Source organism: Sagittula sp. SSi028 (assembly GCF_048553715.1).
Lineage (GTDB): Bacteria > Pseudomonadota > Alphaproteobacteria > Rhodobacterales > Rhodobacteraceae > Sagittula.
Genome location: NZ_JBLZNC010000002.1, coordinates 247653 through 260972 on the forward strand (window position 1 = coordinate 247653; position 13320 = coordinate 260972).

Sequence of the window (13320 nt, forward strand, 5' to 3'; positions counted from 1 at the left end):
GGGTCCCTCCTGGATGTAGAATTCAGCGATTGCGAGCGCTGCGGCTCAACGCCATGCTCATGCGGGCCGCGATCTGGCTTTGTGAGCGTTCAAACGACCGCGCATCAGGGGTCGAGATGTTCATCACGATGTTGACCGCCTGCCCACCGCCTGCGGCACGCACGCCCAGCTTTCCGTCAGCCCCACGGGTAAGCGGCATGATCGCTTCCGGCCCTGCTTCGCCCATCAACCCCGTGCCCCCCCGCATCGGAAAGCTCACAGGGCCGCTGACCACACCGCCATTGGCAAAAGGCATCACCCGCCCTTGGGCAAAGCTCGCACCCTGTGCGAACGGCGCAAAATCGCCAAACACCGACGCAACACCAGAGGCGAACATGCCCCCGATCTGGTTGGACACAGGCTTCACCGCCGCTTTCCACGCCGTGTCGACCATTGACTGCGCCACACTGCGCAAACTGTCCGACAGCCTGTCGCCGTCCATCACCACCCCGTCGATGGCACGCGCCACACCGCGCGACATTGACGTCTCCAACCGTGCCGCACTTTGCCCCGTGGCAGAGAACGTGGTGTTGATCCGCCGCATCTCCGCATCAAAGGCCTGCGCCATCGACGATGCGCCACTTAGCGAACGCTCCAGATGCTCTGCCGCATCCCCCAGCGTCTCGATCTCGATATCGCTCATGTCTCGTCACTCCTGTCGGGAAAGGCTGCCATCAGTTCACCAAGACGCTGACGGCCCAAGGGGCGCGTGCCTTGGCCATCGCCCAGCATCATCTGGAATTCCGCCGGGGTCATGGCCCAGAACTCGGCCGGCCGCAGACCCAGTCCGCGCATGCCCGCCCGCATCAACGCAGGCCAGTCAAAACGCCCCTCACCCGTTTTCATCGACCATCTCCGGCAAGGCAAAGGCCCGCGCCAGCAGAGCCGCCGCCGCCTGTGCTGCGGCCACCGCACCACCCTTGATGTCTGCGGCCAGCAAATCGTCGCTGGTGCCGGTCCATCCGCCACCCCGCAGCCCCGCCACGATCAGCTTCAACACGTCGCGGGTGCTGAAACTGCCGGTCTCGAACCGTGAAACCAGCGCCACCAAAGACCCGCTGTCCAGCTCCGCCTCAAGCTCGGCCAAGGCCCCCAGCGTCAGCCGCATGATGTGCGGCCGACCGTCGATCACCAAAGTCACATCCCCCCGCCACGGATTGCCCATCACGCCACCGGCTGCGCGGTAAAGGACAGACGGCCAGCCGATGCCATGGCGATCTCGTAGGTCGCCTCGCCGTTGTGGGCGCCCGCGTATTCGATGGATGTCAGCTGAAACGCCCCCTCGACCGTACCGAAATCGGGAATGATCACCTGAAAATCAGGGGTCTCTCCATCAAAGAAAATCTGCCGCGCACGTTCGTCTGTATCATCGTCCTTAAAGACACCTGACCCGCTGATGTTGGCGGATTTGACACCGGCACCGGCCAGCAGTTCACGCCATCCGCCTTGGCTCTCCAAGGTAGTCACATCCACGCTTTCAGCGTTGAAACTGACACGCGTTGCGCGCAGCCCTGCCATCGTCACAAAGACACCGTCGCCGGTCATGTCGACCTTGACCAGCAGGTCCTTACCGTTCTGAGCAGCCATCGTTTACACTCCGTCCTAGTTGTTCAGGTTAGTTTGGCGCGCCGCTCAGGGCGCGACCGTGTCCTCGGTGCGCGCACGGAACACCAAATCGATGCGCCGACGCCCGTCTGCATCATGCCGCGCCACTGCTTTGCGGAACCAAAGCCCGACCAAAGCACCGCGCGACAAAGGAAAATCCTCGCCGTGCAGCGCATCGGTGATCGCGCCGGCGGCCTCTTTTGCAGGTAGAAAACCCGCGGTGTCGGCGATGACCGAGACTGTGAAATCATGGCGCGCGCCATCGCCGGTGCTGTCACCCGCATCGCTGACCTTTTCGGGGCCAAGCGCGACATACACCGGGGGCAAAGTGCCCGGAGGCGGACAGTCATAAACCGCATCGCCGATCAGCGCCGACAGCGTCGCATCAGATTGCAGGCGCCCGAAAACCGCCGTCTGCAAGGCCGCAGAAACCGCATAGGTCATGGTGCCACCTCCTCGGTGCAGGCGCATTTCAGATACATGCCGCGCGGGGGCTCATCGCTGACCGCCTCGATGGACAACCGGCGCCCGGCCCACAAAAACCGCTGACCTATGCGGGGGCGCGCGGTGCTGTCGTCTGCTGCCCCACGCACCCAGACGAAGTAGCCGTTGCGGGCAACCGCCCCTGCCGCACCAGACGCCTGGCGCCCTGTGCGTGGCGAGACCTCGGCCCACAGCGTGCCCAGCGCCTGCCAGGTTTCGACACAGCCGCCCGCACCATCCGGGACGGGCTCCACAGTCTCCAGCACCAGCCGCTGATCCAGCCTGCGGGTCCGAGAGCTTACCCACCCGCTCATGCGCCCAGTCCCACACGGACCGGACGGTAGGGCGCAATCAGGCTCGTGACGCCAAACGGCATACAGCCCTGTCCCAGCGCCGTCTCATCGCGATATTCGTAGTAATGCGCCGCCAACAGCAAAACCGCCTGTTTCAGATCGTCGGGCACATCGTCAAAGCTCGGGCCAAATCCGGCCTGAAACCGGATCTCTACCGACCCGTTTTGCGGCACCGTCGGCAACAGCGCCATGGCCCGCAGCTTCGGCGCAAACCCGTCCTTCACCAACCGGTAGCTTTCGGGCGCTACGGTATCTGCAACGCCAAAACCGTCGATCACAGTCACATCGGTAATCGATTGCACCGGAGCGATGGGCAGCCTGTGCACTGCCGGATCCTGCCAGTGCTCGAATGTCAGGACAAAATCGCGCTGGATCAGTGCCCGCGAGGTCCGCGCCTCAATCGCTGCCAATGCGGCCCGCAGAAACGACACCAGCACCGCGTCTTGCAGATCGGTTTCCGAAAAGCCACTGCCGAGCCGCAGATGCGTCTTTAACGCATCCACCGGAAGCGCGGCCTCCGCCACCTGAGTTTCTTCCACCAACATCATGTTTCTTCTCCGAAATACTCGGCCGCCGCTTTGTCGGCAGGCACCCCATCTGCGATCGCCGGGCGCGCGCCGCCCGAGCCGCTCGGGCGGAGGGGAAGCTGGACAACCCGAGGACGCGCGCCCTTCGAAGGGCAGCACACGCCGCCCTCCGACCGGACCTGCGATTACGACGTCGCGCAGCGCAGAAGCTTGATCGCCGCATAGTCGCTGACGCCACCGCCCACACGCTTGGACGCGTAGAACAGCACATGCGGTTTCGCCGAGAAGGGATCACGCAGTACGCGGATGTCGGGGCGTTCGGCAATGGTGTAGCCGGCACCGAAATCACCAAAGGCGATGGGGTGCTCGTCGGCGCCGATGTCGGGCATGTCCTCTGCGATCAGCACCTTGTAGCCCAGCAGGCGGGCAGGCTCTGCTGCGGCCAGACCGTCCGCCCACAAATGGCGGCCGTCGTTGTCCTTCAGCTTGCGCAAGGCACCGGCGGTCTTGGAGTTCATGACGAAGGTGCCGTTGGGGCGGTAGCGGCTGTCCAATGCATAGACCAGATCGACCAGCGCATCCGCGTCATCGATGTCCGAGGCAGACCCGGATGCCACATAGCCAAGCGATCCCCACGACCAGTTCGCATTTGCCACGATGGTATTGGTCAAAAGACCCGTGGGCTTGTCCACACCGTCACCGCTGACAAAAGCCTGCGCCTCTGCACGGATGAACTTGTCGGAAATCCGGCCAGCCAGCCAGCTTTCCACATCAAAGGCGGAATCGTCGAGCAGGCGCTGCGACACCTTCGGCATGGCGTTTAACTCGAACAGCGGGATCGAGATACGCTCGATCGTCGGGGTCGCGGTTTCAGCAGCCGTCGCAGTCTCGGATGCCCACCCCGCACCGGTATCGTTGCGGTCAATCAGCACGTCAAAAGCCGATGCCTCCACATTGACCACGTTGGAAATGGCACGGATGGACACAAGGCTTTCCAGCTTCGACTTGATGATCTCGGCGGTTGCGGGATCGACCAGATAGCCGCCATCGGCATTCACCGCTGTCGACATTGCCTTGCCTTCCAGCTCGATGCCGCGCAGGCCATCGTCGTCACCGGAGCGCAGATAGGCGTCAAACGCCTTCTGGTGGGGGGCTTCGACCTCGGTGCGGGTCGAAAGTGCGGGGCGTTTCGCCAGCGCGGTCTTGTGATCAAGCATGGTCAGTCGCTCTTCCTGTTTTGCAAGCTTCTCTTCCAGATTGGCCGTCAGGGCCTTGTAGTCCCCGATCAGTCCCGCCATCGCGGCACTCACCCGGGCGACCGGAGACACATCTTCCCCGGTCCGAGACTTGGTCTCGGTTTTGCTCATCGCGGTATCCTTGTGTTGCCGCCCTGCGCCGCGCACGGTCTCAGGCGGGATGATGCGTGGCGCGCGTCAGTCGCCCGCCAGGTTCCGGCGCAGCCCTTCAAGGGTCTGTGCCAACTCACGCAAAGCCGCGTCACCCTCGGGGTCATCCCCCTTGGCCGCCACCCGCGCACTGGGCAGCATCGGAAAGGTCACCAGCGACACCTCCCAAAGCTCCAGTTCCGCCAAGAGCCGCTGGCCCTTGTCATTCTTTGTCGATTTCACGGTCCGATAGCCAATCGACAGACCGTCTATGGCACCGGCTTCGATCAAGGCCGCAGCCTCCCGGCCCTTTGCGACACTGTCCAGAAGACGGCCCTTGACGTACAGGCCCCGTTCGTCTTCGCGGACCTCGTCCCAAATGCCGATGGGCTGGGCCGGATCATGCTGCCACAGCATTTTCACTGCACGGCCTTCCCCTGTCAGCCGCTTCAGCGACCGCGCATAGGCCCCCTTGGCCACCACGTCACCGCCCTGATCGCATGCCCCGAACAACGAGGCGTAGCCCTCGATCTTCATGCCTTCGACCGTGACCGCCTGTTCATCGAACCGGCAGAACTTATGTTCCAGATCCATCTGTTTTCTCCTATCCAGAGCCGCTCAGGGAGCCACGCTCAGAAACCCTTCAAAGGCTTGCGCAAGGATCGCCCCTGCCACCCCGTAGACCGCCAGCCACAGCCGCCGCTCCAATCGCTCCAACAGCGCTTCCATCCGCGCAAACCGGTCGTTGAGCGCCTCGAACTGCAGCTTCGACACCTTCTCGTGGGCCTCCAGTCGCATCCCCGGTGCACAGGCAAACGGCTCGACCCGGCGGCGCATTTCAGTCACCCTCGACCTCCTGCGCAGGCAGCCCCAGCATCGCCCGCTTCTCTGCGACCGTCAGGAAATCCGCCTCTGCCACGCGGCTCCATTGCGCATCGCGCTCCGCCGCCAAGGCCGGCACCTGATCAAGATCAGGCGACAGCACCACGTCCTCGCCGGTAAACTCCGAAAGCCAGCGCCCGATCTGGGTGGTGACCTTGGACGCCAGCGGCAGCACTGTCTGGCGGTAGAACGCCCGATGCGCCTCGGCATAGTTGGAATAGGTCGCCTCGCCCTGGATCCCCAGCAGCATCGGCGGCACACCAAAGGCCACGGCGATCTCGCGCGCCGCCGCTTCCTTTGTCTTCTGGAACTCCATATCGCTGGGCGAGAAGCCCATCGGCTTCCAGTCAAGGCCCCCTTCCAGCAGCATCGGACGGCCCGCATTGCGCGCGCCCTGATGGTGGGCCTCCATCTCGGCGGTCAGCCGGTCGTATTGCTCAGGGGTCAGATGCCCCTGCCCCTCGGCCCCTTTCCACACGATCGCCCCCGACGGTCGCGCAGCATTGTCGAGCAACCCCTTGGACCAGCGCGAGGCCGAATTGTGCACGTCGACCGCCTGCGCCGCCGCTTGCAGCGGAGACAATCCGTAGTGGTCGTCCTGCGGGTGAAAGGTCTTGATATGCAGCACCGGCGACACCGGCCCTGTCACGTTGAACCGATGCTTGCGCCCCGCCACCTCGTAGACATAGGCCACCGGCCAGCCATCCGGCCCCGGCACGACGCTCATCCGGTCGGACCGCAACACATGCAGCTCGAACGGGACACCCTGATCGCCTGCCACGGCCTCGACATAGCCGTCACCAGACAGCAACAGCTGTCCGTAAAGCGCCTCCAGCAGCTCGGCACGGCCCTGCGCAGGATTGGGGGCGGTGACCAGCTTCAAAATGGGGTGGTCAGCGTAGCGTGCCTGCTGGTCCTGCAAGATCAACGGCAAGGCGGCCGCGGCCTCTGCAATCAGTTTCACCGCGCGAAAGCCCACCGGATTTCCTGCAAAGGCCTGACGGGTCAATGACACCGTGTCCCGCGGGCTCCACGCCACACGTCCGCCGGACATATGCGCAACCACACGCCCCGTGGCCGAGGCCTTCACCTCCGGCACCGCCGAAGCCCGCGCATCGGATCGCCGCAGAAAATCGAAAACCATGCTGTTGCTCCTTATCCCTCCGGCCCCATCGCCGCCGTCTTGCCGCAGGACACGACCCCGTGTTTACCTGCGCTTCGATGACACCCTATGAACCGTTCGTTAATTGCCGGTAGGACCACCGTACGCTGCACCCTACCGGCTTTTTTTCCGATACGTTTCAGGGGCTTCACACCAAACGCATCTGCGGCTGCATCGGCGCGGGCGCGGACACATCCATCAATTCGCCCAAGGCCCAGACCAGCGCATCGACACGGTCAGGACTGCCCGCCCCTTCAAAGCCCAAGGGCGTCATAAGACACATCTGCGCTTCCAGCTCGTCCAAACCCTGCGCGTGGCGCACCCGCCCTTGTTCGTACAAGGCCGCAACCGGCTCGGCGCGCACCGCCTTGCCATCGCGCGCGTGGACCCGTTTGACCGGCAGCAAGGGATCAACCTGCCGCAGTACCGTCTCGACCATCGCGCCGCCCTGATTGACCTCGGCCACAACACGGTCCGCCTGCCAGCGTCGCGCGGCTCCAACCGCAACCTCGGCCCAGCCAAGGGGCGACAACCCCCGAACGCTCGCATCTTCCAGCACCACGGCGGATCGTGTTCCATCCGGTTGGCGTCTGACCCCTGCCACAATAATCCCGCAGGCATCAGACCGCTTGCCATCCCCCGCAGGCGGATCAACCGCAACGACAATGCGGTCAAACCCATCCACCGCCCCTGCGCGCAAATCGTCAAGCATAGCGCGTGTCCACAGTGCCCCGTCCACCTGTTCCAGCAACACGCCGTCCAGTTCCTGACGGCCCAGCGCCGTGCCCGCATATCGCGCCCGCACCTCCGCCAGAAAGCTCTCTGCCAGATAGGCCGCGTTGGCGTCTGTCGGCGCACGGGTGACAGCCGTGGACGGGAGTTCCAAAAGATCCTTCAGCACCTCCACATTGCGCGGCGTGGTTGTGACACAGACGCGCGGATGCGCCCCCAGCCGCAAACCGAACTGCAACATATCCCATGTGTCGCGCGCCTTTTTCCACTTGGCCAACTCGTCCACCCAAGCCGCATCGAATTGCGGCCCGCGCAGCGCTTCCGGCTCGCTCGCGGAATAGACCATCGCCTCCGCACCATTGGGCCAGACCAGACACCGCCGGGTGGCTTTCCATTCCGGGCGGCGGTCGGGCGGCGAACAGGCCATGATCCCGCTGTCGCCCATCACCATAACCTCGCGCGCCTGATCAAAGGTCTCGCCGATGATTGCCACCCGCCTGCACCGGCCCTGCGACAGGGGCAGCGGCCCCTCGACCTGCGCGCGCACCCATTCGGCTCCGGCGCGCGTTTTGCCAGCACCGCGACCGCCCAGAATGACCCAGGATCGCCAATCCCCCTCGGGCGGCAATTGATGGGGATGGGCCCAGAATTCGAACAAAAAGGGGAGCGCTAGGCGCCCCCCTTCCGATAGCCCATCCAGAAATTCAGTCCTGACCGCAGCACTCTGCGAGGCGAGCCAGACGGCACCGGACCTCATCCCCTGCGGCATCAAGGTCAAGCCCCCAGCCGCCGATGACACCACTTTCCCTTTGTCTGATTGCATCTAGTTCAGCCTCCGTTTCTCGCAAAGCTTTCAGCCAATAACGCAGGTCCGCGAGCGCCGCGCCCACGTCCCCTTTCTTTGCCTCTCCGGATCGAATTTTTCCCTGTAGCGCGCGGACATCGCCCGCAAGCTCGCTCAACGTCTGCGCAATCTCTTCGCGTTGCGCTTCCAGACGCCCGGTTTCACAAACCGGCACCACCAAAACACAGCCTTGTTGTTTTTCGCTGCTCATATGCTCGACACCTTTGTTGCCTGTATGGTTGCCCCTCCAACGGGCAGGCATGACAAAAGCCCCACCGGGTCGCCCCGATCAGGCCAGTGCCATAGCTCGTCCAGCATGTCTGAAAACCTACTGCGGACCGTGCGCCCGGTCAAATGAGAGGGCGAACGCAAGGCGTTGATTTGGTTTACACTTCTGCATGCCACGTTAACGCATCCCCGGGCCAGCCTTGCCCATTGGCGCAGTCTCTGGCAGGTGTTGGCATCGCATTCCGGAGACCGCCCCATGCCACAGCTCAGCCAGCGTATATCAACCTTGAATGGTGACGGATCCGACGGTTGGGGCGTGTTCTATCGCGCGCGAGAGCTAAAGGCCCAAGGCCATGACATCATCGAACTGACCATTGGCGAACATGACATCGGCACCGACCCGTCCATTCTGGCTGCTATGGACCGCGCGGCGCATGCGGGCCACACAGGCTATGCAATGGTGCCGGGCACGGATGATCTTAGACGCGAGATTGCACAACGGCTGAGCCAACGCACGGGCACCCCGACCACGGCGGACAACATCCTTGTCACACCCGGCGGGCAGTCGGCGCTCTTTGCCGCGCATATGGCCGTTTTGGAACCGGGTGACAGCGCGCTTTACATCGATCCGTTCTATGCGACCTATCCCGGGACGATCCGCGCCGCCTCTGGTATCCCTGTCAGCTTGGCCACCCGCGCGCGCGATGCCTTCCTACCCGATGCGGACATGCTCCGCAAAACCGCCCTACAACACGGCGCCAAAAGCCTGCTGATCAACACGCCGAACAATCCCACCGGCATGATCTACCCCCGCGACACGCTGGACGAGATCGCCAAGGTCTGCCGCGATCAAGACATGTGGCTGATGTCGGACGAGGTCTACGACACCCAGATCTGGGAGGGTGCGCATATCTCGCCGCGCAGCCTGCCGGATATGGCAGAACGCACACTGGTGATCGGCTCCATGTCTAAAAGCCATGCGATGACGGGGTCGCGCATCGGTTGGATCGCCGCGCCGGAACAGGTGATCGAACGGCTGATCGATCTTGCGACAAACACCACCTACGGGGTGCCCGGCTACATTCAGGACGCCGCTCTGTTTGCGCTGACCGCAGGCCCCGAGCTGGAGGCGCAGGTCGCAGCCCCCTTTCGCCGCCGCCGTGACGCGGCGCTACAGGTCCTGAACAACCAGACCGCCGTTCAGGTCATCCCCTCGCGCGGCGCCATGTATCTGATGATCGATATCAGGGCCACCGGGCTGAGCGGCGAAGCCTTTGCCTACCGCCTGTTGGAAGAGCATAGGATCGCCGTCATGCCGGGGGAAAGCTTTGGCAGCGCCGCTGCGGGTCATCTGCGCATCGCACTGACCACTGACGACGATCTGTTGCTTGATGCGCTCGACCGGCTGTGCCGTTTCGCGGCACGGCTTATTGCCGAAAAGACGCTGTAGGCCATCATGGGCGGCGGCACTCCCATCTCGACCATTCGCAACCTTGGCCCCGCCATGGAGGCATCCATGAACGATGCGGGCATTCCCGATGCCGAGACGCTGCGCAGCCTCGGGGCGGACGCGGCCTATCGCAAGCTGCTCGATCACGGGCAGCGCCCGCATTTCATCAGCTACTACGTCTTGCACATGGCCCTGCAGGGGCGCCCGTGGAACGACTGCAAAGGGGCCGAAAAAGACCGCCTTCGCGAAAGCTTTGATGCGCTGAAAGCGCAAACCGCCCCGTCGACGGACGAACAACGCCTGTTCGATCGCCTGTCAGAGATCGGGGTGATCCCTCGTGATATGAAACGCTGATCACAGCGCGACTGCGGAACCGCTTTGCGCCATGGACGTTCAGCCTATACGTCCATGAAATTGCGGAGCCATCATGACCCAGCCGTTCCATCGCCAGCACGCAGACCGCGCCGAACGCATTGCAAGCCGGATGGACGCTGCCCTGCGCGTGCCCGGAACGGGCATTCGCATCGGCTACGATAGTCTGCTGGGTCTGGTGCCCGGCGTGGGCGATACGCTGGCGCTGGCGCCCTCGCTTTATATCGTAAAGCTCGCCCATGATTGCGCAGTGCCCAAGCGCACCCTGGCGCGGATGGGCATGAACATCGGTGTCGACTGGGTGATCGGGACGGTGCCGCTGATCGGTGACATCTTTGACATCGGCTGGAAGGCCAACCTGCGCAATGCAGCGCTGCTGCGCCGCCACGTGGATACAGTTTCTCCAGAAAACGCTGTCGTCGACCACGCCTGAGGCACCAAACAAAAAAGGGGGCACGAGGCCCCCTTTTCCGAATAATCGCAGATAGGCTTAGCCCACCAGCTCCAGACCGGAGAAGAAATACGCGATTTCTTCTGCTGCGGTTTCCGGCGCGTCAGAGCCGTGCACGGAGTTTTCACCGACGGATTCGGCGAACTCGGCGCGGATGGTGCCCGGTGCTGCGTCGGCAGGGTTGGTTGCGCCCATGACTTCGCGGTTCTTGGCGATTGCGCCTTCACCTTCGAGAACCTGTGCCACGATCGGCGCGGAGGCCATGAATTCACACAGCTCGTCGTAGAAGGGACGCTCGGCGTGCACCTTGTAGAACTCGCCCGCCTGCGCTTTGGTCAGGTGGATGCGCTTTTGTGCGACGATGCGCAGACCCGCGTCCTCGAACTTGGCGTTGATCTTGCCGGTCAGGTTGCGGCGGGTGGCGTCGGGTTTGATGATGGAAAAGGTACGTTCCAGAGCCATGGTCTCTCTCCGTTGTCATGCCGCGTCATACGGCGTGTTATCTCGGGCAGGCGCGTAGCACGCAGCTTGCGACATGAAAACCCCTGATAGGCGGGCATGTCGCACAGAGCGCGTTGTATCCTTGAACGGCGGGGGGCGCTGCCCCCCATCCCCCCCGAGGTATTTTACCCAAGAAAAAGCATATGCGTCGTCATCGGTTTGGGCGGCGACTGGGGCGAAGTTGTCTTTCGCACTGGTTAAGCCTCTGCTAAAGCGCGCCTATGTTGCGCATTCAATCCATAAACTTCTCCATTGATGGCCGCCCCTTGTTCGAGGAGGCCACGGCGACAATTCCCGAAGGCCATAAAGTTGGTCTGGTCGGGCCCAATGGCGCGGGGAAAACCACGCTGTTCCGGTTGATCCGCAACGAATTGACATTGGACGCTGGCAGCATCGACTTGCCCTCCCGGGCCCGGATCGGGGGCGTCAGCCAAGAGGTGCCCGCGTCAGAGGTTTCAATCCTTGATACGGTTCTGGAGGCCGACACCGAGCGGGCTGCGCTCATGCGCGAGGCTGAAACCGCCACCGGCGAACGCATGGCCGAGGTTCAGACACGGCTCGCAGATATTGACGCCTGGAGCGCGGAGGCCCGGGCCGCGTCTATTCTGCGCGGTCTCGGGTTTGATCCCGAAGAGCACGGCAATCCCTGTTCGGCCTATTCCGGTGGCTGGCGGATGCGCGTGGCGCTGGCGGGGGTGTTGTTTGCGCAGCCCGATCTGTTGCTTCTCGACGAGCCAACCAACTACCTCGACCTTGAAGGCGCATTGTGGCTGGAGAGCTATCTGGCCAAATACCCACACACGGTCATCGTGATTTCCCACGACCGCGGCCTGCTGAACCGCGCCGTGGGCAGCATTCTGCATCTCGAAGACCGCAAGCTGACCTATTATGGCACGCCCTACGACGGCTTTGTGAAGCTGCGGGCCGAAAAACGTGCGCAATTGGCGGCCACTGCCAAGAAGCAGCAGGATCGACGGGCGCATCTTCAGTCTTTTGTCGATCGTTTCCGCGCTAAGGCCACCAAGGCCAAGCAGGCGCAGGCCCGCCTGAAGATGATCGAACGTATGGACATGGTCACACCGCCCGAAGAGGCGGCCAAACGTGTGTTCAGTTTCCCCCAGCCCGACACCTTGAGCCCGCCCATCATCAACATCGAAGATGGTGCAACCGGCTACGGGGACACGGTGGTGTTGAACCGTCTTAACCTGCGGATTGATCAGGATGATCGCATCGCCTTGCTGGGCAAGAACGGTCAGGGCAAATCCACACTGTCAAAGATGCTGGCTGATCGCTTGCCGCTGCTGGCGGGGCAGATGAACCGGTCCTCCAAGCTGCGGATCGGCTATTTCGCACAGCATCAGGTCGACGAGCTGCATCTGGATGAAACACCACTGAACCATTTGCAGCGCGCCCGCCCCGACACGCCGCCGGCGCAATTGCGCGCAAAGCTCGCCGGCTTCGGGTTGCAAGCCGCGCAGGCCGATACCGAAGTGGCGCGCCTATCCGGTGGCCAGAAGGCGCGATTGTCGCTGTTGTTATCCACCTTGGACGCGCCGCATCTGTTGATCCTCGACGAGCCGACAAACCACCTTGATATCGAAAGCCGCGAGGCCCTGATGGAGGCGTTGACCACCTACAGCGGGGCCGTCATCCTTGTGAGCCACGACATGCACCTGTTGTCGATGGTGGCAGACCGTCTTTGGCTGGTGTCTGACGGCACTGTACGTCCCTATGACGATGATCTGGATGCTTACCGCGCCTTTCTGATCGCCAAAGACACGCCGCCCAAATCCGAGAAGCCGAAGGCCAAGCCCAAGCGCGCCTCCCGCGATGCCATTCTGGAACTGCGCGCAGAGGTGCGCAAATGCGAGGACCGCATTGCCAAGCTCGAGGAGATGCACGGCAAGCTGTCTGAAAAGATGGCCGATCCCAGCCTGTACGAGGCGGCCAATGCATCCGAGCTGGAAAAATGGAACCGCAAGTTCGCCGAGGTCGAGGACGGCCTGCGACGGGCCGAAACCCTGTGGATGCAAGCTCAGGAACGGCTGGATGCCGCTTCGGAATAGGCGGCCTATTCGAAAGGATGATTAAGAAACAGACGGATAGGACTGACCTAACGTCAATAGTTAACTTGTCATCAAATTTCCCCTCCATTTCTAAGCTAAGTTTAACTATCTAAAACTCAGGCACGAGGCAGTGGGGGCTGGCCGTGTTCAGCGCCGTTACTTATCGCCCGTCGGTTTTCCGTTGTGCCGTGCGCTTCTTGTTTCCCAGTATCTGCCCCCACTGCCTGCGCGTGCCCTGTG

Annotated in this window: 18 protein-coding genes; 4 read left to right on the forward strand and 14 right to left on the reverse strand. The window is 62.8% G+C overall.

Features of this window, described 5'->3' with window-relative positions:
* Window positions 1–22 precede the first annotated feature (22 nt).
* The 13 genes from ACN5AZ_RS04670 to ACN5AZ_RS04730 all read right to left on the reverse strand — a co-directional run bounded on the left by ACN5AZ_RS04670 (window position 23) and on the right by ACN5AZ_RS04730 (window position 8223).
* Window positions 23–682, reverse strand: coding sequence for a phage tail tape measure protein (locus tag ACN5AZ_RS04670; protein ID WP_419427700.1), 660 nt, complete (start codon window positions 680–682; stop codon window positions 23–25).
* Window positions 679–885, reverse strand: coding sequence for a rcc01693 family protein (locus ACN5AZ_RS04675; protein WP_419427701.1), 207 nt, complete (start codon window positions 883–885; stop codon window positions 679–681). The genes ACN5AZ_RS04670 and ACN5AZ_RS04675 overlap by 4 nt, the downstream gene beginning before the upstream one ends.
* A complete protein-coding gene (locus tag ACN5AZ_RS04680) occupies window positions 872–1204 on the reverse strand; it encodes a gene transfer agent family protein (RefSeq protein ID WP_419427702.1) in 333 nt (110 codons plus the stop codon). The genes ACN5AZ_RS04675 and ACN5AZ_RS04680 overlap by 14 nt, the downstream gene beginning before the upstream one ends.
* Window positions 1204–1626 (reverse strand): phage major tail protein, TP901-1 family, encoded by a 423-nt coding sequence (locus ACN5AZ_RS04685; RefSeq protein ID WP_419427703.1) that lies wholly within the window; start codon window positions 1624–1626, stop codon window positions 1204–1206. The genes ACN5AZ_RS04680 and ACN5AZ_RS04685 overlap by 1 nt, the downstream gene beginning before the upstream one ends.
* A gap of 45 nt (window positions 1627–1671) precedes the next feature.
* On the reverse strand, window positions 1672–2088 hold the full coding sequence (locus tag ACN5AZ_RS04690) for a DUF3168 domain-containing protein (protein WP_419427704.1): 417 nt from the start codon (window positions 2086–2088) through the stop codon (window positions 1672–1674).
* Window positions 2085–2441 (reverse strand): phage head closure protein, encoded by a 357-nt coding sequence (locus tag ACN5AZ_RS04695; RefSeq protein ID WP_419427705.1) that lies wholly within the window; start codon window positions 2439–2441, stop codon window positions 2085–2087. Before ACN5AZ_RS04695 ends, ACN5AZ_RS04690 begins: the two co-directional genes overlap by 4 nt.
* Window positions 2438–3028 carry a head-tail connector protein gene (locus tag ACN5AZ_RS04700; RefSeq protein WP_419427706.1) on the reverse strand — a complete coding sequence of 197 codons (591 nt, stop codon included), beginning with the start codon at window positions 3026–3028 and terminating at the stop codon, window positions 2438–2440. The genes ACN5AZ_RS04695 and ACN5AZ_RS04700 overlap by 4 nt, the downstream gene beginning before the upstream one ends.
* Before the next feature lie 164 nt (window positions 3029–3192).
* On the reverse strand, window positions 3193–4374 hold the full coding sequence (locus ACN5AZ_RS04705; RefSeq protein ID WP_419427707.1) for a phage major capsid protein: 1182 nt from the start codon (window positions 4372–4374) through the stop codon (window positions 3193–3195).
* A 66-nt stretch (window positions 4375–4440) separates the two neighbouring features.
* Window positions 4441–4986, reverse strand: coding sequence for an HK97 family phage prohead protease (locus tag ACN5AZ_RS04710; protein ID WP_419427708.1), 546 nt, complete (start codon window positions 4984–4986; stop codon window positions 4441–4443).
* Between the two features lie 24 nt (window positions 4987–5010).
* The gene (locus tag ACN5AZ_RS04715) at window positions 5011–5229 is read right to left on the reverse strand and encodes a GTA head formation protein, RCAP_rcc01685 family (protein WP_419427980.1); all 219 of its coding nucleotides are present in this window, start codon (window positions 5227–5229) and stop codon (window positions 5011–5013) included.
* Between the two features lies 1 nt (window position 5230).
* On the reverse strand, window positions 5231–6418 hold the full coding sequence (locus ACN5AZ_RS04720) for a phage portal protein (RefSeq protein ID WP_419427709.1): 1188 nt from the start codon (window positions 6416–6418) through the stop codon (window positions 5231–5233).
* A 166-nt stretch (window positions 6419–6584) separates the two neighbouring features.
* The gene (locus ACN5AZ_RS04725) at window positions 6585–7925 is read right to left on the reverse strand and encodes a DNA-packaging protein (protein WP_419427710.1); all 1341 of its coding nucleotides are present in this window, start codon (window positions 7923–7925) and stop codon (window positions 6585–6587) included.
* Complete coding sequence (locus ACN5AZ_RS04730; RefSeq protein WP_419427711.1) at window positions 7873–8223, reverse strand: hypothetical protein; 351 nt, start codon at window positions 8221–8223, stop codon at window positions 7873–7875. The genes ACN5AZ_RS04725 and ACN5AZ_RS04730 overlap by 53 nt, the downstream gene beginning before the upstream one ends.
* Before the next feature lie 273 nt (window positions 8224–8496).
* On the opposite strand from ACN5AZ_RS04730, the gene ACN5AZ_RS04735 reads away from it, so the two are divergent.
* The 3 genes from ACN5AZ_RS04735 to ACN5AZ_RS04745 all read left to right on the forward strand — a co-directional run bounded on the left by ACN5AZ_RS04735 (window position 8497) and on the right by ACN5AZ_RS04745 (window position 10495).
* Window positions 8497–9690 carry a pyridoxal phosphate-dependent aminotransferase gene (locus ACN5AZ_RS04735; RefSeq protein WP_419427712.1) on the forward strand — a complete coding sequence of 398 codons (1194 nt, stop codon included), beginning with the start codon at window positions 8497–8499 and terminating at the stop codon, window positions 9688–9690.
* Window positions 9691–9696: 6 nt separating this feature from the next.
* Window positions 9697–10044 (forward strand): TfoX/Sxy family protein, encoded by a 348-nt coding sequence (locus ACN5AZ_RS04740; protein ID WP_419427713.1) that lies wholly within the window; start codon window positions 9697–9699, stop codon window positions 10042–10044.
* A gap of 73 nt (window positions 10045–10117) precedes the next feature.
* On the forward strand, window positions 10118–10495 hold the full coding sequence (locus tag ACN5AZ_RS04745; protein ID WP_419427714.1) for a DUF4112 domain-containing protein: 378 nt from the start codon (window positions 10118–10120) through the stop codon (window positions 10493–10495).
* Between the two features lie 57 nt (window positions 10496–10552).
* Here ACN5AZ_RS04745 and ndk read toward each other — a convergent pair whose 3' ends face one another.
* The gene (gene ndk / locus ACN5AZ_RS04750; RefSeq protein WP_419427715.1) at window positions 10553–10975 is read right to left on the reverse strand and encodes a nucleoside-diphosphate kinase; all 423 of its coding nucleotides are present in this window, start codon (window positions 10973–10975) and stop codon (window positions 10553–10555) included.
* Window positions 10976–11235: 260 nt separating this feature from the next.
* Between ndk and ACN5AZ_RS04755 the strand changes: the two genes are divergently transcribed.
* A complete protein-coding gene (locus ACN5AZ_RS04755; protein WP_419427716.1) occupies window positions 11236–13080 on the forward strand; it encodes an ABC-F family ATP-binding cassette domain-containing protein in 1845 nt (614 codons plus the stop codon).
* Window positions 13081–13320 lie beyond the last annotated feature (240 nt).

What these genes read in the sequence shown, in the direction of transcription:
- ACN5AZ_RS04705 (WP_419427707.1), bottom strand. Translation starts at nt 4,374, where the DNA reads ATGAGCAAAACCGAGACCAAGTCTCGGACCGGGGAAGATGTGTCTCCG.
- ACN5AZ_RS04675 (WP_419427701.1), bottom strand. Translation starts at nt 885, where the DNA reads ATGAAAACGGGTGAGGGGCGTTTTGACTGGCCTGCGTTGATGCGGGCG.
- ACN5AZ_RS04685 (WP_419427703.1), bottom strand. Translation starts at nt 1,626, where the DNA reads ATGGCTGCTCAGAACGGTAAGGACCTGCTGGTCAAGGTCGACATGACC.
- ACN5AZ_RS04755 (WP_419427716.1), top strand. Translation starts at nt 11,236, where the DNA reads ATGTTGCGCATTCAATCCATAAACTTCTCCATTGATGGCCGCCCCTTG.
- ACN5AZ_RS04695 (WP_419427705.1), bottom strand. Translation starts at nt 2,441, where the DNA reads ATGAGCGGGTGGGTAAGCTCTCGGACCCGCAGGCTGGATCAGCGGCTG.
- ACN5AZ_RS04725 (WP_419427710.1), bottom strand. Translation starts at nt 7,925, where the DNA reads ATGAGGTCCGGTGCCGTCTGGCTCGCCTCGCAGAGTGCTGCGGTCAGG.
- ACN5AZ_RS04730 (WP_419427711.1), bottom strand. Translation starts at nt 8,223, where the DNA reads ATGAGCAGCGAAAAACAACAAGGCTGTGTTTTGGTGGTGCCGGTTTGT.
- ACN5AZ_RS04745 (WP_419427714.1), top strand. Translation starts at nt 10,118, where the DNA reads ATGACCCAGCCGTTCCATCGCCAGCACGCAGACCGCGCCGAACGCATT.
- ACN5AZ_RS04710 (WP_419427708.1), bottom strand. Translation starts at nt 4,986, where the DNA reads ATGGATCTGGAACATAAGTTCTGCCGGTTCGATGAACAGGCGGTCACG.
- ACN5AZ_RS04715 (WP_419427980.1), bottom strand. Translation starts at nt 5,229, where the DNA reads ATGCGCCGCCGGGTCGAGCCGTTTGCCTGTGCACCGGGGATGCGACTG.
- ACN5AZ_RS04690 (WP_419427704.1), bottom strand. Translation starts at nt 2,088, where the DNA reads ATGACCTATGCGGTTTCTGCGGCCTTGCAGACGGCGGTTTTCGGGCGC.
- ndk (WP_419427715.1), bottom strand. Translation starts at nt 10,975, where the DNA reads ATGGCTCTGGAACGTACCTTTTCCATCATCAAACCCGACGCCACCCGC.
- ACN5AZ_RS04735 (WP_419427712.1), top strand. Translation starts at nt 8,497, where the DNA reads ATGCCACAGCTCAGCCAGCGTATATCAACCTTGAATGGTGACGGATCC.
- ACN5AZ_RS04700 (WP_419427706.1), bottom strand. Translation starts at nt 3,028, where the DNA reads ATGATGTTGGTGGAAGAAACTCAGGTGGCGGAGGCCGCGCTTCCGGTG.
- ACN5AZ_RS04720 (WP_419427709.1), bottom strand. Translation starts at nt 6,418, where the DNA reads ATGGTTTTCGATTTTCTGCGGCGATCCGATGCGCGGGCTTCGGCGGTG.
- ACN5AZ_RS04680 (WP_419427702.1), bottom strand. Translation starts at nt 1,204, where the DNA reads ATGGGCAATCCGTGGCGGGGGGATGTGACTTTGGTGATCGACGGTCGG.
- ACN5AZ_RS04740 (WP_419427713.1), top strand. Translation starts at nt 9,697, where the DNA reads ATGGGCGGCGGCACTCCCATCTCGACCATTCGCAACCTTGGCCCCGCC.
- ACN5AZ_RS04670 (WP_419427700.1), bottom strand. Translation starts at nt 682, where the DNA reads ATGAGCGATATCGAGATCGAGACGCTGGGGGATGCGGCAGAGCATCTG.